Raw genomic sequence first — 20,102 nt, 5'->3', positions numbered from 1 at the left:
TGACCAGGGGAGAGTCGTGCAACACCGGGTTGTCAGTGGTGCTCGATAGCCTCACAGACGGATGGCGGAGCCGTCGGCAGGTCACCCCCGGCGTGTTCACCGATTGAGGTGGCGGGGGCCGTGCGGACGGCGACAATCGAACACACCGATGCGAAACAGGCGGCGCCGAGCACTCCCAATGGCGGCCCCGGACGATGGAGACATGATGAGCAAGGTCGCGAGGAAGGGCGCAGCGTCGTCGACGTCGCACCCCGCCGACAGCCACGACCTGATCCGTGTGCACGGCGCGCGGGAGAACAACCTCAAGGACGTCAGCATCGAGCTGCCCAAGCGACGCCTGACGGTGTTCACCGGGGTCTCGGGGTCGGGCAAGAGCTCGCTGGTGTTCGACACGATCGCCGCCGAGTCGCAGCGGATGATCAATGAGACGTACAGCGCGTTCCTCCAGGGCTTCATGCCGACGCTCGCGCGGCCCGAGGTCGACGTGCTGGACGGATTGACCACCGCGATCACCGTCGACCAGCAGCGGATGGGCTCCGACCCGCGCTCCACGGTCGGCACCGCCACCGACGCCAGCGCGATGCTGCGCATCCTCTACAGCCGGCTCGCGAAGCCGCATATCGGCGGACCCGGCGCCTACTCCTTCAACGTCGCGTCGGTCTCGGCTCAGGGCGGGATCACGGTCGACCGGGGCTCCGACAAGACCAGGACGGAGAAGGTGTCCTTCAGCCGCACCGGCGGCATGTGCACCCACTGCGAGGGCCGGGGCACGGTCTCGGACATCGACCTGGCCCAGCTCTTCGACGACTCCAAGTCGCTCAACGAGGACCCGTTCAGCATCCCCACGTACACCGGGGACGGCTGGGTGGTGCGGGTCATCAGGGACTCGGGCTTCTTCGACCCGGACAAGCCGATCCGCAAGTACACCAAGAAGGAGCGGCACGACTTCCTTCACCGTGAGCCCACCAAGGTCAAGATCAACGGTGTCAACCTCACCTACGAGGGCCTGATCCCGAAGCTCCAGAAGACCTTCCTGTCCAAGGACCGGGAGTCGATGCAGCCGCACATCCGGGCCTTCGTGGACCGGGCGGTCACCTTCCAGACCTGCCCCGACTGCGAGGGTTCCCGGCTCAGCGAGCTGGCCCGTTCCTCGAAGATCAAGCGCAAGAGCATCGCCGACCTGTGCGCGATGGAGATCAGGGACCTGGCGGAGTGGGTGCGCGGCCTCAAGGAGCCGTCGGTCGCCCCGCTGCTCGCCAAGCTGCGGCACACCCTGGAGTCGTTCGAGGAGATCGGCCTCGGCTATCTCTCACTCGACCGGGCGGCGGGCACGCTGTCCGGCGGCGAGGCGCAGCGCGTCAAGATGATCCGTCACCTCGGCTCCTCGCTCACCGACGTCACCTACGTCTTCGACGAGCCCACCATCGGCCTGCACCCGCACGACATTCAGCGGATGAACAAGCTGCTGCTCCGGCTGCGGGACAAGGGCAACACCGTGCTGGTCGTGGAGCACAAGCCGGAGGCCATCGCCATCGCCGACCACGTCGTGGACCTCGGCCCCGGCGCAGGCACGGGCGGCGGCAGCGTCTGCTTCGAGGGCACCGTCGAGGAGCTGCGCGCCAGTGACACCATCACCGGGCGGCACCTCGACGACCGGGCCGCGGTCAAGGACACCGTGCGCGAGCCCACCGGCAAGCTCGCGATCCGCGGGGCGAACGCGCACAACCTGAGGGACGTCGACGTCGACATTCCACTCGGGGTGCTCACGGTGGTCACCGGTGTCGCTGGTTCGGGCAAGAGCTCGCTCGTGCACGGCTCCATCCCCGCCGACGACGGCGTGGTGGCGGTCGACCAGACCCCGATCCGCGGCTCACGGCGCAGCAACCCGGCCACGTACACCGGGCTCCTCGAGCCCATCCGCAAGGCGTTCGCGAAGGCCAACGGCGTGAAGCCCGCGCTGTTCAGCGCCAACTCGGAGGGCGCCTGCCCGACCTGCAACGGCGCGGGAGTCGTCTACACCGACCTCGGGATCATGGCGACCGCGGCCGCGACCTGCGAGGAGTGCGACGGCAAGCGGTTCGAGGCCTCGGTGCTCGACTACCACTTCGGGGGCAAGGACATCAGCGAGGTGCTCGCGATGCCGGTGACCGAGGCGGTGGAGTTCTTCGGCGCGGGGGAGGCGCGCACGCCGGCCGCGCACAAGATCCTCGAGCGGCTCGAGGACGTCGGGCTCGGCTACCTCACCCTCGGGCAGCCGCTGACGACGCTCTCCGGCGGCGAGCGGCAGCGGCTCAAGCTCGCCGTGCACATGGCCGACAAGGGGGGTGTCTACGTCCTGGACGAGCCGACCACGGGTCTGCACCTGGCGGACGTCGAACAGCTGCTCGCGCTGCTCGACCGGCTCGTGGACTCCGGCAAGTCGGTCATCGTCATCGAGCACCACCAGGCCGTGATGGCGCACGCCGACTGGATCATCGACCTGGGCCCCGGTGCGGGACACGAAGGCGGCAAGGTCGTCTTCGAGGGAACCCCCGCCGACCTCGTCGCCGACAGCTCCACTCTCACCGGCGAGCACCTGGCGCAGTACGTGGGGGCCTGACCGGGCGCCGCCGACCGACCGGGAGGGTCCTGACCGGCCGCGGTCGCGGTCAGCCCTCCTGCGTCGGGGCGGGGGACTGCTGGGCCTGAGGGGCCTGGGGGAAGTGCGGTGCCTGGGGTGCGTGCTGTCCCTGCGGTGCCTGCTGGCCCTGGGGTGCGTGCTGGCCCTGGGGGGCCTGCGGGTTCTGCCGACCCTGCGGGTTCTGCTGACCGTGCTGGGCCTGCTGACCCTGCGGGTTCTGCTGACCGTGCTGTGCCTGCTGACCCTGCGGGGACTGCTGACCCTGCGGCGCCTGCGCCTGGTCGAGGGCGGCGGCCTGGGGGGCCTGCTGGCCCTGGAGGGACTGCGAGCCCTGGAAGGACTGCGGGGCCTGGGGAGCCTGGTGGGTCTGGGGGGCCTCCGCGTGCCCGAAGTCGAGCACGCCTTCCGCGGTGCGCTCGGCCTTGTGCGCGGCCTCACGCGCGTCGGCGAGCACATCACCGTGCTCGTCGACGAGTCGGTCGTAGATGGGCGCCGGGGCAGTGGACGGTGCGGGCACGGGAAGAGCTCCTGGTCGTCGAGGTCTTGATGTCACCCTGCGGGTGAACAAAAGGGGACCCTACGTCGATCAGGTGACGTGGGTACATCCGGGGTGGGGTTGAGGAGCCGGAGACTTTCGCCACTCGCGGGCGCTGTACCCGCGGACCGGTGCCGGCCGACGTGGACGGCGGCGCCGATCCGCCGGTATGTGACGCAGGGAGGCCCCGTCAGTACTGCTCGGACTGGCCGCCGTCGATCGGGACGACCGTGGCGTTGATGAAGGGCGCCTCGTCGGAGAGGAGGAAGGCCACCAGGTTGGCGACCTCCTCGGGGCGCCCGAAGCGCTTCATCGGGTTGGTGCTGACGAACTGGCGGCCGGCCTCCTCCCAGTTCACCGGGTCGAGCTGCTTGAGCGAGCCCTCGACCATGGGCGTCATGATCGCGCCGGGCGCGATGGCCTTCACCGTGATGCCGAAGCGGCCGTACTCCACTCCCGAATTGCGGGTCAGGCCGACGACGCCGTGCTTGGCGGCCGCGTAACCGGACTGGTTGCCCACACCGCGGATGCCGCCCACCGAGGCGGTGTTCACGACGGTGCCGCTGCCCTGCTCGCGCATGACGGCGAGGACGTGCTTGAGGCCGAGGAAGACGCCCCGCAGGTTGATGTCGACGACGCGCTGGAACTCGTCGCTGCCGAACTCCTCGGTGAGGTTCTGCTTGCCCTCGATGCCCGCGTTGTTGAAGAAGGCGTCGATCCGGCCGTAGGCCCGTGTGGTCTCGGCCACGTAGCGCGTGACCTCCGCCTCGTCGCTGACATCGGCGGTGAGCGTCAGCACCTCGGCGCCCGGCGTGGCCGTCTCGATATCGGCCGCGCTCTGCGCGAGCCCTTCCGCGTTCACGTCGACGAGCGCCAGCTTCGCGCCCTCGGCCGCGACCCGCAGCGCGGCGGACCTGCCGAGGCCAGAGCCGCCACCGGTGATGAGGACGACCTTGCCGTCGAACCTGTTGTTCATCGCGGACCTCCTGAGGGGACTGTGTCGCGGTCCGCCGTCGCCCGACGGGCCTGTCACTATTCTTAGACGATACGTACTGTCTAGAAATTCCCACATGCGGGATCGGAGTGAGGCATGGACGAGTCGACGGCTCCCCGGCCCAGGCGCGGGCGCTACCGCGACCCGCAGGCGCACGCGGCGGTACTGCGTGCCGCGCGGGAACTCGTCGCCGAGCTCGGGTATCACAAGGTCACGATGGAGCGGATCGCCGCCCGCGCCGGCGTCGCCAAGATGACGCTCTACCGCTGGTGGCCGAACAAGGCGGCGGTGATCACCGAGGCCGTCACCGATCAGCTGGCGCCGGTCCCGCAGCCGGACACCGGCTCCGTGCGCGAGGACGCGCGGGCGCACGTCGCCGACCTCGTCCGAACGCTGACGCTGCTCGGTGACCCGAGCGTCGTGGCCGGTGCGCTCGTCGAGCGCGGCGAGGCGGGACGCGCGGAGCTGCGGGACCTCCTCAAGGCCTGGAGCGAACCGGGGGCCGCACTGCTGCGGCGCGGTATCGCGCGGGGCGAGCTGCCCGCCGGCCTCGACACCGGAGCGGTGATCGACAGCTGGCTCGGCTACGCGCTGTACCGCGTGGTCTTTCTCGAGAGCGCGCCGACCGAGGCGGATCTGGCCGGACTCGTGGACGCGCTGCCGTACACGGTCCGAGAGGCCTGAGGACGCTCAACTTCCCATCAAGATCAGTTAGTTGGACGCAGGCGCGTCACGCTCATTGGCGTATTGACCGGGCGTATACACCCGGCGTATACACCAAGGTATGACCGTTCCATTGGCGCTCCTCGGGCTCCTCGAACGTGAGTCGAGCCACGGCTATGACCTCAAGCGGAACTACGACACGTACTTCGGTCGGGGCAAGCCACTGCCCTACGGCCAGGTCTACTCGACGCTGCGCCGCCTCGCCCGGGACGGGAAGGTGGCGGTCGGCGAGTCCGAGCCGGGGGAGGGGCCGGACCGCAAGCGGTATGTGATCACCGACAGCGGGGTCACGCAGGTGGAGGCCTGGCTCGTCGAGCCGGTCGCCCCCGAACAGCACCTGCAGACCGTGCTGTTCACCAAGGTCGTCCTCGCTCTGCTCCTGGAGCGGGACGCCCAGGCGTACCTCGACACCCAGCGGGCCGCCCACATGTACCGGATGCGCGAGCTGACCGAGATGCGCCGCACCGGGGAACTCGTCGACAGGCTGCTCGCCGACCACGGTCTCTTCCACCTCGAAGCCGACCTGCGCTGGATCGACATGACCGTGGCGCGGCTCGGCGCGCTCGCGGCGGAGGTGCGCTCATGAGTGCGGTGACGAGCCTGGTCGAAGCACGCGACGTGGTGCTCTCGTTCGGTAGCACCCCCGCACTGCGGGGCGCCGAACTGGCCTTGGCGCAGGGCGAGATCGTCGCCGTGACGGGGCCGAGCGGCTCCGGCAAGTCGACGCTGTTGCACTGCCTCGCGGGAATCCTGGTGCCCGACGAGGGCGAGATCCTCTATGACGGGCGGCGCATCGACGCCATGCGGGAGGCCGAACGCAGCGCGCTGCGCCGCGACCGCTTCGGCTTCGTCTTCCAGTTCGGCCAGCTCGTACCCGAGTTGACGGCCGAGGAGAACGTGGCGCTGCCGCTGCTCCTCGCGCGTGGCCGGCGTTCCACCGCGCTGCGCGAGGCCCGCGGCTGGTTCGAGCGGCTCGGTCTGGCCGGTCTCGAAGGACGCAGGTCCGGTGAGTTGTCGGGCGGACAGGCGCAACGGGTCGCGCTGGCGCGGGCGTTGGTCGCCAGGCCGCGAGTGCTCTTCGCCGACGAGCCCACCGGCGCCCTCGACTCGCTCACCGGTGAACAGGTGATGGACCTGCTGGTCGGCTCCGCCCGCGAGCAGGGCACCACCGTCGTCCTCGTCACCCACGAGCCGCGCGTCGCCGCCTTCGCCGACCGGGAGGTCATCGTTCGCGACGGCAGGGTGACACCGCTCTCCATCGAACGGGCGGTCTCATGATCAGGCTCGCGCTCCGCCTCACCGTCGCGGGCGGCCGCGAGGCGCTGATGCGGCTGACCGTGATCGCCGCCGCGGTGGCGGTGGGAGTCGCGCTGCTGCTGTCCACACTCGCCGCCATCCAGGCCACCCGGACCCAGAACGACCGCAACGCCTGGCTCAACACCGGCGCCGAGTTCACCCAGAGCAGGAGCGCGCGGGCCGCGGGCGCCGACCCGCTGTGGTGGCTGCTGCGGGCCGACCACTACGACGGCGGGCTCATCGGCCGTGTCGACGTGGCGGCCACGGGGCCGAACGCGCCGGTGCCACCGGGCCTGCCACGCCTCCCGGGCCCCGGCGAGTACTACGTCTCCCCGGCGCTCGCCGAGCTGCTGCGCGCCACGCCCGCCGGGGAGCTGGCGGACCGCTATCCCGGCCGCCGGGCGGGCACGATCGGGAAGTCCGCGCTGCCCGGACCCGACTCGCTCGTCGTCGTGGTCGGACACCGCCCCGGCGACCTTGCGGGGAAGGAGGGCGCCCGGCGCGTCACGACCATCGAGACCCACTCACCCAGCAGCTGCAGCGGTCCCAACTGTGACGTCGCCACCGGCATCAACGCCGAGGGCATGGCGCTCATCCTCTCGGTGGTCGCCCTGGCACTGATCTTCCCCGTGCTGATCCTGACCGGTACGGCCAGCCGCCTCGCCGCCGCCCGCCGCGAGCAGCGCTTCGCCGCGATGCGCCTGGTCGGCGCGACACCAGGACAGGTGTCGCTGATCTCCACGGTCGAGTCCGCGGTCGCCGCCGTCGCCGGTACGGCGGTGGGCTTCGTCCTCTGGTACGCCCTGCGTCCCCTGGTGGCGCGCGCCGACCTGACCGGTACCCCGTTCTTCACCGGGGACATGTCGCTCGGCGCGGCCGAAGTGCTGCTCGTCGCCGTGGGTGTGCCGGTGGCCGCGGCGGTCGCGTCGCGCGTGGCACTGCGCCGCGTGCGGGTATCGCCGCTCGGTGTGACCCGCCGGACCACGCCCCGGCCGCCACGGGCCTGGCGGCTCATCCCTGCGGCGCTCGGCCTCGGTCAGCTGTGGTGGGTCATCGGGCGCGTTCCCGACGGCAGTTCGGGCCAGATACTCGCCTTCGTCCCCGGCATCCTGCTGATCCTGGTCGGCATCGTCCTCGCGGGCCCGTGGCTGACGATGGCCGGGGCGCGGCTGCTTGTCCGGTTCACCGGCCGACCGGCGCTGCTCGTCGCGGGGCGGCGCCTCGCGGACGACCCGAAGGCCGGGTTCCGCGCGGTCAGCGGCCTCGTCCTCGCGCTCTGTGTCACCAGTACGGCGGTCGGAATCATCACCGCGGTGGTCGCGGAGAGCGGAGTGCCCGAGAACAAGGTGGCGTTCGGCAGCTCGGTGGTCGGCGATTACGACTGGCAGTCCGGGTCCCCGCGGAACCCCCCGGCAGCGCTGCCAGCCGCGACCCGGTCGGAGCTGGAGTCCGTGCCCGGTGTCCAGAGCGTCATGGTGGTCCGCACGAATCCGCTCCGCATACCGGATCCCGCCGAGCCGCACCCGCCGAAGGGGGAGCCGCCGATCCTGGCGGGCCTGGTCCCCTGCGCCGAGTTGGCACGGATGCCCGCACACAACAGGTGCCCGGAGGGGGCCCGGGCCGCCGCGATCCCACCGGACTTCTCCCGCCTCGGCATGCACGAGGACCAGGCGGCCCTGCCCGCAGTCTGGCCCGCGGCGAAGATCGAACCGCAGCGCCTCGAGTCCCTGCCGGTGAGCGAGATCATGGTGACGACGGACGGCTCCACCGCGGCGGTCGAGCGCGTTCGCACGCTCCTCACCGCGGCGTACCCGGACGAACTGCCGCCGTACACGGTCGAGGAGGACTATGGGCAGCGGTGGGGCGACATCGCGGCGTACCGGCAGCTGGCCACCGTCGTCATCGTGATCAGCTTCCCGATCGCCGGATGCAGCCTGGCGGTCGCCGTCGCCGGGGGACTGAACGAACGCAAGCGCCCCTTCGCCCTGTTGCGGCTGAGCGGAGTGCCGCTGAGCACCCTGCGCCGGGTGGTGCTCCTGGAGAGCGCCGCGCCGCTGCTGATCGTCGCGGCGCTTGCCATCGGGTTGGGCTTCCTGACCGCCCAACTGTTCCTCCAGGCGCAGTTCGACTACTCGATACGAGCGCCGGGGCCGGGCTACTACGGCCTGACCCTCGCCGGGATGGTCGTCTCGCTCGCCGTCATCGCCTCCACGTTGCCGCTGCTGCGGCGGATCACCGGACCGGAGACGGCGCGCAACGACTGACAACACCACGGCGCCCGCCCCTCACGGCGGGCGCCGCGCTTCACGCCTGCGTCGCGTCGACCAGCGTGTCCCGCATGAAGTCCACCAGCCAGTGCTGCGCCGGAGTGCGGGCGTGCGCGTGGCGGGCGTAGACGGAGACCTGCGCCGGTTCGATGTCGATCGGAAGCTCAAGGAGCCGCACCCGGTGGTCGGCGGCGAACATGCGGGCCACCAACCGGGGCGCCACCGCGACGAGCTCGCTGTCCTGGATGAGGTACGGCAGGCCCGCGAACCGGGTCACGTCCAACACCACGCGGTGCAGCAGACCGTGCGCCTCCAGGGCGCGGCGCGGCCCCTCGTGCCCGGCGGGTCCTGAGACCGTCACATGCTGCTCGGCGCCGAGCGCGGCCAGGTCCACGGAGCGGCCGCGCAGCCGTGGGTGGTCGCGGGCCACCACGGCGACGTATCCCTCGGAGAACAGCGGGATCCGTGCCACCCGCGCCGAGCCGAGCAGCGGCGAGGCGATGAACGCGTCGATCTCCCCGCGGCCCAACTGGTCGGCGGCGCCACGGATGTCGAGCGGCCGCACCGTGAGCGTGGCGCCCGGCGCCTGCCGCGGCAGCGCGGCCATCAGGCGCGGCAGCAGGGCCACCTCGCCCAGGTCGGACAGGCACACGGTGAACGCGGCGCGCGCCGTCGCCGGGTCGAAGGAGCGGGAGCCGCTCACGGTCGTATCGATCTCCGAGAGGGCGCGGTGCAGCGGCTCGTACAGGGCGCGGGCCGTGGTCGTCGGGGCGAGCCCCGCGCCTGTGCGGCGGAAGAGCTCGTCGTCGAAGCGGCGGCGCAGCTTCTGCAGCCCATAGCTCACGGTCGGCTGGGTCACGTGCAGGGCCTCGGCGGTCGCCGTCACGCTCCGGGTCTCGTAGAGCAGCACGAAGGTCCGTACGAGGTTGAGGTCGAAGTCCCGCATGATCGCTCCCGTCTGTTGCCCCCATTATCGATGCTGTCTATGAAGCGGGTAGGCAACATTGATTGGATCACGGTCGGCTTTATTTCTAGGCTCAACCACATCACCGCCGGTCAAGGAGGAGTCTGCGCATGCCGACCGCACGCCGGATCGCCCACGCGTTCCTCGAGCGACAGGGCCTGACCACGATCTTCGGGAACCCCGGCTCGAACGAACTGCCCTTCCTGGCGGGACTCCCCGAGTCCTTCCGCTACGTCCTCGGTCTGCACGAAGGCGTCGTCGCCGGCATGGCCGACGGATACGCCCAGGCCACAGGCCGCCCCGCGCTGGTCAATCTGCACGCGGCCGCCGGTTCCGGCAACGCGATGGGCGCGCTCACCAACGCGGTGTACGCGCGCTCGCCACTGGTGCTCACGGCGGGCCAGCAGGTGCGCTCCGCCGTCGGCCTGGAGGCGATGCTCGCCAACGTCGACGCCCCGCAGCTGATGCGCCCGCTCGTCGGCCACTCCGCCGAACCCGCCTGCGCCGCCGACGTCCCGCGCTCGCTGGCCCAGACGGTCTTCGAAGCCGAGTTGCAGCGCCGCCCGACCTATCTCTCCGTGCCGTACGACGACTGGGACGCCGACGTCGACCCGGGGGCCTGCGAGGTCCTGGAGCGGCGAGTGCGCCGCGGGCTCGCCCCGGACGAGGAGCAACTCGACGACCTCGTAAGGGAAGTGGGCGCCGCCCGCAATCCCGTGCTCGTCCTCGGCGGTGACATCGACGCGGCCGGGTACTTCGACCGGGCCGTGGCCTGCGCCGAACACCTCGACCTGCCGGTGTGGGTGGCGCCCTCGCCGCACCGCCTCCCGTTCCCCAACCGGCATCCGCTGCTGCGTGGTGTGCTGCCCGCCGGAATCGGCTCCGTGTCGTCGGCGCTGGCCGGGCACGACCTGGTGCTCGTCGTCGGCGCGCCCGTCTTCCGCTACCACCAGCACGTAGCGGGCCCCTACCTGCCGGACGGCGCCCGGCTGATCCAGGTCACCGACGACGCGGGCGCCGCGGCCCGCGCACCGATGGGGGAGGCGCTGGTCGCGGATCCGGGTCCCGTGTTGACGGCGCTGCTGGACCGGCTGCCACAACGGGCAAGCGGGCCAAGGGAGTTCACACCCCCGCCCGAACCCGCCACCGCCACCGGCGGAGCCCTCCACCCCGAGGAAGTCTTCGCCGCCCTCCGCGACACCCAGCCGCCCGACACCCGCTACGTCGTCGAGTCGACCTCCACCAACGGCGCCTGGTGGCGGCAGATGGACCTGCGGCGCCCCGGCTCCTACTTCTTCCCGGCCTCCGGCGGTCTCGGCTTCGGCCTGCCCGCCGCCGTCGGCGCGGCGATGGGCGACCCGGACCGCCCGGTCGTCGCGGTCGTCGGCGACGGCTCCGCCAACTACGGGATCACGGCGCTGTGGAGCGCCGCCCACTACCGGGTACCGGTCACCTTCCTCATCCTGCGCAACGGCACGTACGGTGCGCTGCGCTGGTTCGGGACGCTGCTCGACACCCCCGACGTGCCGGGCACCGAGATTCCCGGCCTCGACTTCACCGCGCTCGCCGCGGGGTACGGCGTGCCCGCCACCGCCGTGACCGAACTCGCCGACCTGCGCGAGCAGTTGAAGAAGAACGCGACCGAAGGACCCCGGCTCATCCAGGTCGACACCCACCCCACCTCACCGGAGTGAACATGACTCTCCTCGAAGACCCCGTATGGCACGAGCGCATCCACCTCGACGGCTGGACCGCGGGAAGTGGGGGCACGTCCGCCGTCGTCGAACCCGCCACCGGGCGGCGGCTCGGTGTGATCGGCAACGCCACCGCCGACGACGTGTCCCGCGCAGCGGCCCGCGCCGCCGAGGCGCAGCAGGAGTGGGCCCGCACCGCCCCCGCCGAGCGCGCCGCCGTGCTGCGCCGGGCCGGTGACCTGTTCGCCGAGCACGCCGAGGAGATCAAGGACTGGATCGTCCGCGAGGCCGGCTCGACGCGCGCCAAGGCGACCGTCGAGACCGACTTCGCCGCCGCCGAGTGCTACGAGGACGCGGCCCTGCCCGCGCACCCGCTCGGCGACGTGCTCAGCAGCGGCGAGCCCCGCTGGTCGTTCGCGCGCCGCGTGCCCGCGGGCGTCGTATCGGTCATCGCGCCGTTCAACTTCCCGCTGATCCTCGGCATCCGCTCCGTCGCGCCCGCGCTCGCCCTCGGCAACGCCGTGCTCCTCAAGCCGGACCCGCGCACCGCGGTCTGCGGTGGTGTCACCATCGTCCGTATCTTCGAGGAGGCCGGGCTGCCCGAGGGGCTGCTGCACCTGCTGCCCGGCGACGCGAGTGTCGGCGCCGCCGTCGTCGAGGCGCCCGAGGTCTCCGTCGTCTCCTTCACCGGGTCAACTGCCGCCGGGCGTAAGGTCGGTGAGGCCGCCGCCCGGAACCTCAAGAAGGTCCACCTCGAACTCGGCGGCAACAACGCGCTCGTCGTGCTGCCCGGCGCGGACCTCCCGGCGGCCGCCTCGGCCGGCGCGTTCGGCTCGTACCTCCACCAGGGCCAGATCTGCATGGCGACCGGCCGTCACCTCGTCCACGAGTCGCAGGCCGAGGAGTACGTGGCGCTGCTCGCGGAGAAGGCCGCGCACCTCCCCGTCGGTGACCCCGCCGCCGGCGACGTCGCGCTCGGGCCGATCATCGACAGTCGGCAACTCGCCCACATCGACAAGGTGGTGACCGACAGCGTCGCCGCGGGCGCGAAGGTCGCCGCGGGCGCGAAGGTCGCCGCGGGCGGCAAGGCCGACGCCCCGTACTATCCGGCGACCGTGCTCACCGGCCTCGACGACGACAGCCCGGCCTGGCGCGAGGAGATCTTCGGGCCCGTCGCGCCCGTGCGCACCTACCGCGACCTCGACGAGGCGGCCCGCATCGTCGACGCCTCGCCGTACGGCCTGTCCGTCGGCATCCTCGGCGACGTCGGCACCGCGATGACCCTCGCCGACCGGATCCGCTCCGGCAAGGTGCACATCAACGAACAGACCGTCATGGACGAGCCCGGCGCGCCCTTCGGCGGTGTCGGCGACTCCGGAAACGGATCCCGGTTCGGCGGCGCGCAGGCCAACATCGAGGCGTTCACCGAGACGCAGTGGGTGACCGTGCGCCCGCAGATCGCGCCGTACCCCTTCTGATTCCCGCAGAGGATCCGGCCCCACCGTAAAAGTCCCCCACCGTCAAAGTCCCCTGTCGTCAAAGTCCCCCGCCGTAAAAATCCCCTGTCGTCCAGGAGCAGCGCGTCCCCGTCCCCATCCGCTCATCAGGCAAGGAGCACGCCAATGACGACGTCTCCCAAGCGGGCAGCCGGCACGGCGGTGCTGTGCTGGCTGACCGTACTGCTCGAGGGGTACGACCTGGTGGCGCTCGGCGCCACCATCCCCACCCTGCTCAAGACGCACCACCTCGGTTTCACCGCGGCCGATGCCACCGCGGTCGCCACCGTGTCCCTCGTCGGGGTCGCGGTCGGCGCCGCGGGGCTCGGACCGCTCACCGACCGCTTCGGCCGGCGCGGCATGCTCATCGGCTCGGTGCTGCTGTTCTCGGTGTTCACCCTGGTGACACCGCTCGCCCCGAACGTGGCCGTGTTCGGCGGCTTGCGCTTCCTCGCCGGGCTCGGCCTCGGCGCCTGCATGCCGGTCGCCCTGACCGTCATGTCGGAGAACCTGCCCGAACGCCGCCGCGCGAGCGCCAGCACGTTCACCATGACCGGCTACCACGTCGGCGCGGTGCTCACCTCGGTGCTCGCGCTCGCCGTGGCCGGTGACTGGCACTGGCTGTTCTACGGCGGGGGAGTCGCGGGCCTGCTGCTCGTCGTCCCGCTGATGTGGTGGAAGCTGCCGGAGTCCGCCGCGTACCTCGCCGCCAAACAGCAGCCCGAGACCGAACGCATCGGCATGCGCGACCTGCTCGGCCCGCGCGTGCGCCGCACCACGCTCGCCGTGTGGGGCGGCTCCTTCATGGGCCTGCTGCTCGTCTACGGGCTCAACACCTGGCTGCCCCAACTCATGCGCAGCGCGGGCTATCCCATCTCCCGCTCCATCGCGCTCCTGCTGGTCCTCAACGTCGGCGCCGTCATCGGGCTCGTCGTCGCGGGCATCGTCGCCGACAAGTACGGCATCCGGCGGGTGGCCCGCATCTGGTTCGCGGCGGGCGCCGTGCTGCTCGCCGTCCTGAGCCTGCGCATCGAAAGCAGCCTGCTGCTGAACGCACTGGTGCTGCTCACCGGCGTCTTCGTGTTCTCCGCGCAGGTCCTCATCTACGGGTACGTGGCCCATGTCTTCCCGGCCCGCACCCGCGGCACCGCGCTCGGCCTCGCCTCCGCGGTGGGCCGGCTCGGCTCGATCACCGGACCGTTCGTCACCGGCGCCCTGGTCACGGCGGGCATCGCCCACCCCTGGGGCTTCTGGTTCTTCGCGGGCGTCGCGGCCCTCGGGCTCGGCGCGATGCTGCTCCTGGCTCCGCCGGCATCCGAGGACCGTGGGGCCAGGTCACCGAGCGCGGCGTTCACCGGCTGACCAGCCCCGAGTTCACCAACTGGGCGCCCCGGCAGGGCGGCCGGACCCCGTGCCAGACTCGGCCCCATGAAGATCAGAGACATCCGGGACGGGGACTGGGAGCGGATCTGGCCGTTCTGGCGGCGGATCGTGCGCGAGGGCGAGACCTATGCCTGGGATCCCGACACCAGCGAGCCCGAGGCCCGCGCCCTGTGGACCGAGGGCTCGGGCAAGCGCGTCCTCGTCATGGAGGACGACGCGGGCACGCTCGTCGCGACGGCCTACGTGAAGCCCAACTACGGCGGCCCGGCGCGGGACACCGCGAACGCCGGGTTCATGGTCGACCCCGACCACGGCGGCCACGGCTACGGCCGCGCCCTCGCCGAACACGTGCTGGCCGTGGCCGAGCAGGACGGCTACCGCGCCATGGTCTTCAACGCCGTCGTCGAGACCAACCCGGCCGTACGGCTGTGGACTTCACTCGGCTTCACGATCCTCGGCACGGTGCCCGAGGCGTACGACCACCCGCGGCACGGCAGGGTCGGACTGCACATCATGCACCGCGCCCTATAGGCCCTGGTGGGGTGGGGCGGACGCGGGCCATCCGTTGAGTTAGGGTTACCTAACCAGCGGGGTGGTCCCCGTGTTCTCCGCCTGCCTACAAGGAGCCCGCATGACGGCGACGCCCGCCGCCGAACAGCCGACCGCACCCACGCCCGCCCGGCCGAGGGACCCGCGCCGCTGGCTCATCCTCGGCGTGATCTGCCTCGCCCAACTCGTCGTCATCCTCGACAACACGATCCTCAACGTCGCCGTCCCCACGCTCACCGACGACCTCGGCGCAGACACCGCCGACGTCCAGTGGATCATCAACGCGTACGTGCTGGTGCAGGCGGGACTGCTGCTCGCGGCCGGGGCCGCCGCCGACCGCTACGGCCGCAAGAAGCTGCTCCTGACCGGTCTCGTGCTGTTCGGTGCGGGCTCGCTCGCCGCCGCGCTCTCCCACACCACCGGCCAGTTGATCGCCGCGCGCGCCGGGATGGGCGTGGGCGGCGCACTCCTGCTGACCACCACCCTCGCGGTGGCCGTCCAGGTTTTCGACGACGACGAACGTGTCCGCGCCATCGGCGTCTGGGCCGCTGTCAACGCCCTCGGCTTCGCGGCGGGACCGCTGGTCGGCGGCGTCCTCCTCGCGCACTTCTGGTGGGGCTCGCTCTTCATCGTCAACGTGCCCGTCGTGCTGCTCGGCCTGTGCGCCGTGAGCGTTCTCGTGCCGGAGAGCAGGGCCGAGCAGAGCCACCGCCCCGACGTGCTCGGCGCGCTCCTGTCGACGATCGCGATGGGCTCCCTCGTCTACGCCGTCGTTTCGGGCCCGGACCACGGCTGGTCCTCCCCGTACGTGCTCGCGGGCGCGGGACTCGGAGGGTGCGCGCTGACCGGGTTCGTGCTGTGGGAGCGGCGGGTCACCGACCCGATGCTGGACATGAGCTTCTTCCGTAACCGGACGTTCACCGGTGCCGTGATCGGCGCCGTGCTGATCACCTTCGGCAGCGGGGGAGCGCTCTTCCTGCTCACGCAGCAGCTCCAATTCGTCCTGGGCTACGGTCCGTTGGAGGCCGGGCTGCGCACGGCCCCGTTCGCGCTCACCGTCGTGCTGCTCAACTTCTCCGGCCTGTCGGCCCGGTTGAGCAAGCGGCTCGGCATTCCGGGGTCCGTGGCCGTCGGCATGACGCTGCTCGCGAGCGGACTCGCCGCGGTCGCCCTCGCCGGCCGGGTCGTGGACGGGTACGGGGGCCTGCTCGTCGGGCTCGTCCTCATGGGTGTCGGCTGCGCGTTCGCCAACCCGGCGATGGCCGTCGCCGTGATGGGCTCGATCCCCCGAGAGAAGGCGGGCGCGGGCGCCGGCATCCAGGGCACGGTCACCGAGTTCGGCAGCGGCCTCGGCGTCGCCGTCCTGGGCGCCGTGCTCAGCGCCCGGTTCTCCGCGCTCGTACCGGTGGCCGCGGCCTCACTGCCCGCCGCCCTCGCCGCGACCGACTCGGCGGCCGAACGCCACACGGTGACGCGGGCGTTTGGCTCCGCCCTGGAGACCGGTCAACTCGTGGGCGCGGCCGCCGTGTTGACTGGCGGCCTGGTGGCGGCCACGCTGCTGCGCCGCGCGGAACACGCGACGCGGCCGGGGGCCGACTCCGAGGCCGCCACGGATGAGGCGGTCACGGACGAGGCGGTCACAGATCGAGCGTGAGCCGCTCGCCCTTCGCCCGTGAGACACACACCATCATCGTCTCGTTCGCGTCCCGCTCGGCGGCCGTGAGCACGCTGTCGCGGTGGTCGACCTCCCCGGCGAGCACGTCCGTCTCGCAGGTGCCGCACGTGCCCTCGGTGCAGGAGTACAGCACCTGGATCCCGGCCTCCTGCAGCGTGGCGAGGATCGTCCGGTCCGCCGGGACCTTCAACGTCCGGCCGCAAGAGGCGAGTTCGACCTCGAAGGCCGTGTCGCCGCTGGTGTCGGTCGCCGTCGGGGTGAACCGCTCCGTGCGCAGCGCCTCGGCCGGCACCAGCTCCTCGACGGCGGCGAGCAGCGGCTCGGGGCCGCAGGCGTAGACGAGTTCACCGGGCCGCCGGTCCGCGAGGACCGCGGGGAGGTCCAGCAGGCCCTCGACGAGCTCGATCCGCCCGCCGGGGTGCCGTGCGGCCAACTCCTCGGCGAACGCCATCGTCGCGCGGGAGCGGCCCCCGTAATGCAGGGACCACTGCGCGCCCCGGTCGGCCGCCGCGGCCAGCATCGGCAGGATCGGCGTGATGCCGATGCCGCCCGCGACGAACCGGTAGGCGGGTGCCGGTTCGAGCCGGAAGTGGTTGCGCGGCCCACGGGCACGTACCGCCGCGCCTTCCTGAAGCTCGCCGTGCACATGCGCCGAGCCGCCCCGCCCGTCCCGCTCGTGCAGCACCGCGATCCGCCAGGAGTGCGCGTCCCCGCCGCACAGCGAGTACTGCCGTTCGAGGCCCGCGGCCTCGGAGAGGATCAGGTCGATGTGGGCGCCTGCCTCCCACGCGGGCAGCGGCGCGCCGTCCGGGCGGCGCAGGAGCAGGGAGACGACGCCTTCGGCCTCCTGGCGGCGTTCGGCGACGACGAGGTCGTACGTGTCGAGGGGGACGAGCGGGTCGCTCACGGGGTGCGGTCCTTCTGGTCGGAGGCCTGCGGGTGGTCCGGGTGGGCGAGCATCCACTCCCACATGGCGACCGGGTCCTCGCTCGTGTGCCGCTCACCGCAGTAGCAGTGGCCGTCGAGGATGTCGGTGCCGGGGAGCCATTCGATGCGGTACACGGGCCGGTTCATCCGGCGGCCAGCTTCCCGAGGATGCGGCGCGCGGCCAGGCCGCCCGTGTCGATGTTGATGCTGAGCTCCTGGTAGCCCTCCGGCTCGGTGTCCAGGGTGCGCTGCAGCAGATTGAGCGCGTCCACGTCCTGCATGACGACCTTGTGGTTGAAGTCCCGCAGGAACGTGGTGACTTCGGCGTCCTCGGTCGCGAAGTTCCTCGACACCGCCCAGAAGTCGTACACCTTGCCGGGCGAGGACGGGGTGATCGCGTACGTGATCTCCGTGCGGAACGCGGGGGTCTCCTGCCCCGACGGGCTGATCGTGCTGTGCAGCAGATACAGGCACGGTGCGTGGTACTCGATGTCCTGGCGCCGGTCGATGCGGCCCTCGATGCCGGTGGAACGGGCGTAGAACGGCGGGCACTCGGCGTCCTTCATGTGCCGCGACACCCGCACGATCCCGGACTCCTCGTCGACCTCCGTGGCGATGGGTGTCTCGGCGACCTCGGGCGTCCCGATGTAACCGCCGTGCAGATACGTCTCGTGGGAGAGGTCCATGAGGTTGTCGACCAGGAGCATGAAGTCCGCGTCGATCGGCTCCATGCCCTCCACGGTCACGAAACCGTCCGCGACCAGGTGCGGGGCGCGCGGGATCACACCCTTGTCGGCCTGCTCCGGGTCACCGACCCACACCCACACCATCCCGTCGACCTCGGCGACCGGGTACGAGCTCACCCGCGCGGTCCGCGGCACCCGCTTCTGCCCCGGCACGAACACGCAGGTGCCCGTCGTGTCGTAGGTGAACCCGTGGTACCCGCACACCACCCGGTCCCCGTCGAGCCCGCTCGCCGACAGCGGGTAGCGGCGGTGCACACAGCGGTCCGCGAGCGCGACCGGCTCCCCGGCCTCGGTGCGGTAGAAGGCGATCGGCTCACCGAGGATCGTGCGGCCGAGCAGCTCCCGGCCGACCTCCTTCGACCACGCGGCGACGTACCACTGGTTACGGGCGAAGGCCGAGTAGGCGGTCATGACGGGTGTCCCTCCAGTCACCGCGCGGCACCGTCGCCGCGCGTCACCGACCACCCTGGTGACCTGGACCACAGCCCCACAACGCCACTTCCGTCAGACGGAAGCCGGGGGTGCGGTCGAGGCGGGTTGCCAGCCCAGAGCGCGCGAAATGCCCCGCCCGGCCAGCTGCACCGCCGGAATCAGCGCAGGTGTCCGCGCGCCCTCGACCGGTACGACGACGGAGACCGCGGCGACGACATCCCCGCGCGGCCCGCGCACCGGAGCCGCCACCGACAGTGCGTCGTCGGTGATCTGACGGTCGCTCACCGCGACGCCGCTGCGCCGCACTTCGGCCAGCATCCGGCGCAGCCGGACCGGATCGGTGACGGTGTAGGGGGTGAACGGGTCGAGCCCGCCCTGCGGGTAGCGGTCCTGGAGGTCGAGGTCGCCGTGCGCGAGCAGCACCAGACCCACGCCCGTCGCGTGCAGCGGCCAGCGCGCGCCGACCCGTGAGTGCACGCCCACCGCCGAGCGGCCCGACAGGCGCTCGATGTAGACGACCTCCAGGCCGTCGCGCACCGCGAGGTGCACGTTCTCGTGCGTGGCCTCGTACAGGTCCTCGAGGAACGGCAGGGCCGCCTGACGCAGGCCGAGGCCGCGCGGGGCGAGCGCCGCGATCTCCCACAGGCGCAGGCCCACGTGGTAGTTCCCCGCCTCGTCGCGCTCCAGGGCGCCCCAGCGGGAGAGCGCGCCGACGAGCCGGTGCGCGGTGGGCAGCGGAAGCTCGGCGCGATGCGCGAGCTGGGTCAGTGTGAGCGACGGGTGGTCCTGGTCGAAGGCGCCGAGCGCGTCGAGCAGCCGGTCGCTCGCGGAGCGGGTCACGATCCCGCCCTACCCGGTCGGACAGCGGTCGCGGAGGAAGTCCAGGAGTACGGAGTTGAACAGCTCGGGCTGCTCGACGCCCGGCAGATGCCCGGCCCCGTCGATCACCCGCAGCAGCGAGTCCGGCACCAGCTTCACGATCTCCTCGGAGTCCGGGACCGGCGTGTACGCGTCGTCCGCGCCGACCACGACGAGCGCGGGAACCCGGGCCGCCGCGAGGCTGTCGCGGTAGTCGGGGCGCTCGGCCCGCCCGCGCAGCGCCGCCGCGGCCCCGCGCGGGTCGGTGACCTGCATCATGCCGAGGACATGCGCGGCGACCTCCGGCAGCGCGGCCACGTTGTACCGCGCGAGCATCTTGTCGATGACCTCGTCCGCGTACGCGCTCATGCCCTCGGCGAGCAGCCGCACCGCGAGCCGGTTGCGGTGGACCTTGCCCTCGGGGGTCTCGGGCGGCGCCGAGGTGTCGGACAGGACGAGCGCGCGGGTGCGGTCCGGGTGCCGCAGGTGGAACTCCATGGCGATCTGGCCGCCCATGGACACACCACCGACCACGGCGGTGTCGATGTCCAGCTCGTCCAGGAGCGCGACGACGTCGTCCGCGAAGCGCGAGAGCAGCACCTGCCCCGGAGTGACATCGCTCTCGCCGTACCCGCGCAGATCGGGCAGGAGCACCCGGTACCCGGCCGCCGTGAGCGCGTCGGCCTGAGTGGCCCACAGGGTCCGGTTGAACGGATGCCCGTGGATCAGCACGATCGCGACACCGTCCGCGGGACCGAGGTCGTCGTACCGCAAAACGGTGCCGTCCTGCGTGAATCGGGGCATGGAGTGCTCCAGGTTGGGTCGGACCCGCGCGGGGTGAGTGCCGGAACCGTACGGCGCGGGCGTGGGCATGATCAAGAGTGTTGGCCGGTCAGAGCGGCCGGGACGGCCCTTCTAGACTGGTGGTGCTGCGTCCTCGCCC

At 71.8% G+C, this 20,102-nt stretch carries 18 protein-coding genes; 10 read left to right on the top strand and 8 right to left on the bottom strand.

The genetic code is table 11. The features are described 5' to 3' along the window. Positions 1–205: 205 nt before the first annotated feature. On the top strand, positions 206–2,599 hold the full coding sequence (locus OHA73_RS00825) for an excinuclease ABC subunit UvrA (RefSeq protein ID WP_327658375.1): 2,394 nt from the start codon (positions 206–208) through the stop codon (positions 2,597–2,599). Between the two features lie 49 nt (positions 2,600–2,648). On the opposite strand, the gene OHA73_RS00820 is transcribed toward OHA73_RS00825, so the two are convergent. Beyond that, the gene (locus OHA73_RS00820) at positions 2,649–3,137 is read right to left on the bottom strand and encodes a hypothetical protein (protein ID WP_327653797.1); all 489 of its coding nucleotides are present in this window, start codon (positions 3,135–3,137) and stop codon (positions 2,649–2,651) included. Between the two features lie 208 nt (positions 3,138–3,345). Next, positions 3,346–4,131 carry an SDR family oxidoreductase gene (locus OHA73_RS00815; RefSeq protein ID WP_327653796.1) on the bottom strand — a complete coding sequence of 262 codons (786 nt, stop codon included), beginning with the start codon at positions 4,129–4,131 and terminating at the stop codon, positions 3,346–3,348. 114 nt (positions 4,132–4,245) lie between these two features. On the opposite strand from OHA73_RS00815, the gene OHA73_RS00810 reads away from it, so the two are divergent. From OHA73_RS00810 to OHA73_RS00795, 4 genes are all read left to right on the top strand, one after another. After that, entirely contained in the window at positions 4,246–4,833 is a 588-nt protein-coding gene (locus OHA73_RS00810) for a TetR/AcrR family transcriptional regulator (RefSeq protein ID WP_327653795.1), read from the top strand. A gap of 100 nt (positions 4,834–4,933) precedes the next feature. Then, a complete protein-coding gene (locus OHA73_RS00805) occupies positions 4,934–5,458 on the top strand; it encodes a PadR family transcriptional regulator (RefSeq protein WP_266718363.1) in 525 nt (174 codons plus the stop codon). After that, the gene (locus OHA73_RS00800) at positions 5,455–6,150 is read left to right on the top strand and encodes an ABC transporter ATP-binding protein (protein ID WP_327653794.1); all 696 of its coding nucleotides are present in this window, start codon (positions 5,455–5,457) and stop codon (positions 6,148–6,150) included. Before OHA73_RS00805 ends, OHA73_RS00800 begins: the two co-directional genes overlap by 4 nt. Further along, positions 6,147–8,432 carry an FtsX-like permease family protein gene (locus tag OHA73_RS00795; RefSeq protein ID WP_327653793.1) on the top strand — a complete coding sequence of 762 codons (2,286 nt, stop codon included), beginning with the start codon at positions 6,147–6,149 and terminating at the stop codon, positions 8,430–8,432. Before OHA73_RS00800 ends, OHA73_RS00795 begins: the two co-directional genes overlap by 4 nt. A gap of 40 nt (positions 8,433–8,472) precedes the next feature. Here the strand turns inward: OHA73_RS00795 and OHA73_RS00790 are convergent, their stop codons facing one another. Further along, on the bottom strand, positions 8,473–9,381 hold the full coding sequence (locus OHA73_RS00790; RefSeq protein WP_267072575.1) for a LysR family transcriptional regulator: 909 nt from the start codon (positions 9,379–9,381) through the stop codon (positions 8,473–8,475). 128 nt (positions 9,382–9,509) lie between these two features. Between OHA73_RS00790 and mdlC the strand changes: the two genes are divergently transcribed. The 5 genes from mdlC to OHA73_RS00765 all read left to right on the top strand — a co-directional run bounded on the left by mdlC (position 9,510) and on the right by OHA73_RS00765 (position 16,175). Continuing rightward, complete coding sequence (mdlC, locus tag OHA73_RS00785) at positions 9,510–11,093, top strand: benzoylformate decarboxylase (RefSeq protein ID WP_327653792.1); 1,584 nt, start codon at positions 9,510–9,512, stop codon at positions 11,091–11,093. 2 nt (positions 11,094–11,095) lie between these two features. Next, positions 11,096–12,571, top strand: coding sequence for an aldehyde dehydrogenase family protein (locus tag OHA73_RS00780; RefSeq protein WP_327653791.1), 1,476 nt, complete (start codon positions 11,096–11,098; stop codon positions 12,569–12,571). Positions 12,572–12,715: 144 nt separating this feature from the next. Continuing rightward, positions 12,716–13,951: an MFS transporter gene (locus OHA73_RS00775; RefSeq protein ID WP_327653790.1), complete on the top strand. Its 1,236-nt coding sequence runs from the start codon at positions 12,716–12,718 to the stop codon at positions 13,949–13,951. 66 nt (positions 13,952–14,017) lie between these two features. After that, positions 14,018–14,503 carry a GNAT family N-acetyltransferase gene (locus tag OHA73_RS00770; protein ID WP_327653789.1) on the top strand — a complete coding sequence of 162 codons (486 nt, stop codon included), beginning with the start codon at positions 14,018–14,020 and terminating at the stop codon, positions 14,501–14,503. A gap of 100 nt (positions 14,504–14,603) precedes the next feature. Continuing rightward, positions 14,604–16,175: an MFS transporter gene (locus OHA73_RS00765; RefSeq protein WP_327653788.1), complete on the top strand. Its 1,572-nt coding sequence runs from the start codon at positions 14,604–14,606 to the stop codon at positions 16,173–16,175. Here the strand turns inward: OHA73_RS00765 and OHA73_RS00760 are convergent. From OHA73_RS00760 to OHA73_RS00740, 5 genes are all read right to left on the bottom strand, one after another. Continuing rightward, positions 16,159–17,103, bottom strand: a complete 945-nt coding sequence (locus OHA73_RS00760; RefSeq protein WP_327653787.1) for a PDR/VanB family oxidoreductase — start codon at positions 17,101–17,103, stop codon at positions 16,159–16,161. The two genes, OHA73_RS00765 and OHA73_RS00760, sit on opposite strands and share 17 nt — an antisense overlap. Further along, positions 17,100–17,270: a hypothetical protein gene (locus tag OHA73_RS00755; RefSeq protein ID WP_266718376.1), complete on the bottom strand. Its 171-nt coding sequence runs from the start codon at positions 17,268–17,270 to the stop codon at positions 17,100–17,102. The genes OHA73_RS00760 and OHA73_RS00755 overlap by 4 nt, the downstream gene beginning before the upstream one ends. After that, positions 17,267–18,280 carry an aromatic ring-hydroxylating dioxygenase subunit alpha gene (locus tag OHA73_RS00750; protein ID WP_266718378.1) on the bottom strand — a complete coding sequence of 338 codons (1,014 nt, stop codon included), beginning with the start codon at positions 18,278–18,280 and terminating at the stop codon, positions 17,267–17,269. Before OHA73_RS00750 ends, OHA73_RS00755 begins: the two co-directional genes overlap by 4 nt. Positions 18,281–18,373: 93 nt before the next feature. Next, positions 18,374–19,144 carry an IclR family transcriptional regulator gene (locus OHA73_RS00745; RefSeq protein ID WP_266719200.1) on the bottom strand — a complete coding sequence of 257 codons (771 nt, stop codon included), beginning with the start codon at positions 19,142–19,144 and terminating at the stop codon, positions 18,374–18,376. A 6-nt stretch (positions 19,145–19,150) separates the two neighbouring features. Next, entirely contained in the window at positions 19,151–19,963 is an 813-nt protein-coding gene (locus tag OHA73_RS00740) for an alpha/beta fold hydrolase (RefSeq protein WP_266718380.1), read from the bottom strand. Positions 19,964–20,102 lie beyond the last annotated feature (139 nt).

It is taken from the genome of Streptomyces sp. NBC_00483 (genome assembly GCF_036013745.1).
Taxonomy (GTDB): domain Bacteria; phylum Actinomycetota; class Actinomycetes; order Streptomycetales; family Streptomycetaceae; genus Streptomyces.
The sequence above is the reverse complement of the archived record's forward strand: the minus strand, read 5'-3'. Positions and strand labels throughout refer to the sequence as shown.

Bases quoted from the DNA above. Each gene is read 5' to 3' on its own strand.
- OHA73_RS00825 (WP_327658375.1), top strand. From the start codon at position 206: ATGAGCAAGGTCGCGAGGAAGGGCGCAGCGTCGTCGACGTCGCACCCC.
- OHA73_RS00815 (WP_327653796.1), bottom strand. From the start codon at position 4,131: ATGAACAACAGGTTCGACGGCAAGGTCGTCCTCATCACCGGTGGCGGC.
- OHA73_RS00810 (WP_327653795.1), top strand. From the start codon at position 4,246: ATGGACGAGTCGACGGCTCCCCGGCCCAGGCGCGGGCGCTACCGCGAC.
- OHA73_RS00805 (WP_266718363.1), top strand. From the start codon at position 4,934: ATGACCGTTCCATTGGCGCTCCTCGGGCTCCTCGAACGTGAGTCGAGC.
- OHA73_RS00800 (WP_327653794.1), top strand. From the start codon at position 5,455: ATGAGTGCGGTGACGAGCCTGGTCGAAGCACGCGACGTGGTGCTCTCG.
- OHA73_RS00795 (WP_327653793.1), top strand. From the start codon at position 6,147: ATGATCAGGCTCGCGCTCCGCCTCACCGTCGCGGGCGGCCGCGAGGCG.
- OHA73_RS00790 (WP_267072575.1), bottom strand. From the start codon at position 9,381: ATGCGGGACTTCGACCTCAACCTCGTACGGACCTTCGTGCTGCTCTAC.
- mdlC (WP_327653792.1), top strand. From the start codon at position 9,510: ATGCCGACCGCACGCCGGATCGCCCACGCGTTCCTCGAGCGACAGGGC.
- OHA73_RS00780 (WP_327653791.1), top strand. From the start codon at position 11,096: ATGACTCTCCTCGAAGACCCCGTATGGCACGAGCGCATCCACCTCGAC.
- OHA73_RS00775 (WP_327653790.1), top strand. From the start codon at position 12,716: ATGACGACGTCTCCCAAGCGGGCAGCCGGCACGGCGGTGCTGTGCTGG.
- OHA73_RS00770 (WP_327653789.1), top strand. From the start codon at position 14,018: ATGAAGATCAGAGACATCCGGGACGGGGACTGGGAGCGGATCTGGCCG.
- OHA73_RS00765 (WP_327653788.1), top strand. From the start codon at position 14,604: ATGACGGCGACGCCCGCCGCCGAACAGCCGACCGCACCCACGCCCGCC.
- OHA73_RS00755 (WP_266718376.1), bottom strand. From the start codon at position 17,270: ATGAACCGGCCCGTGTACCGCATCGAATGGCTCCCCGGCACCGACATC.
- OHA73_RS00750 (WP_266718378.1), bottom strand. From the start codon at position 18,280: ATGACCGCCTACTCGGCCTTCGCCCGTAACCAGTGGTACGTCGCCGCG.
- OHA73_RS00740 (WP_266718380.1), bottom strand. From the start codon at position 19,963: ATGCCCCGATTCACGCAGGACGGCACCGTTTTGCGGTACGACGACCTC.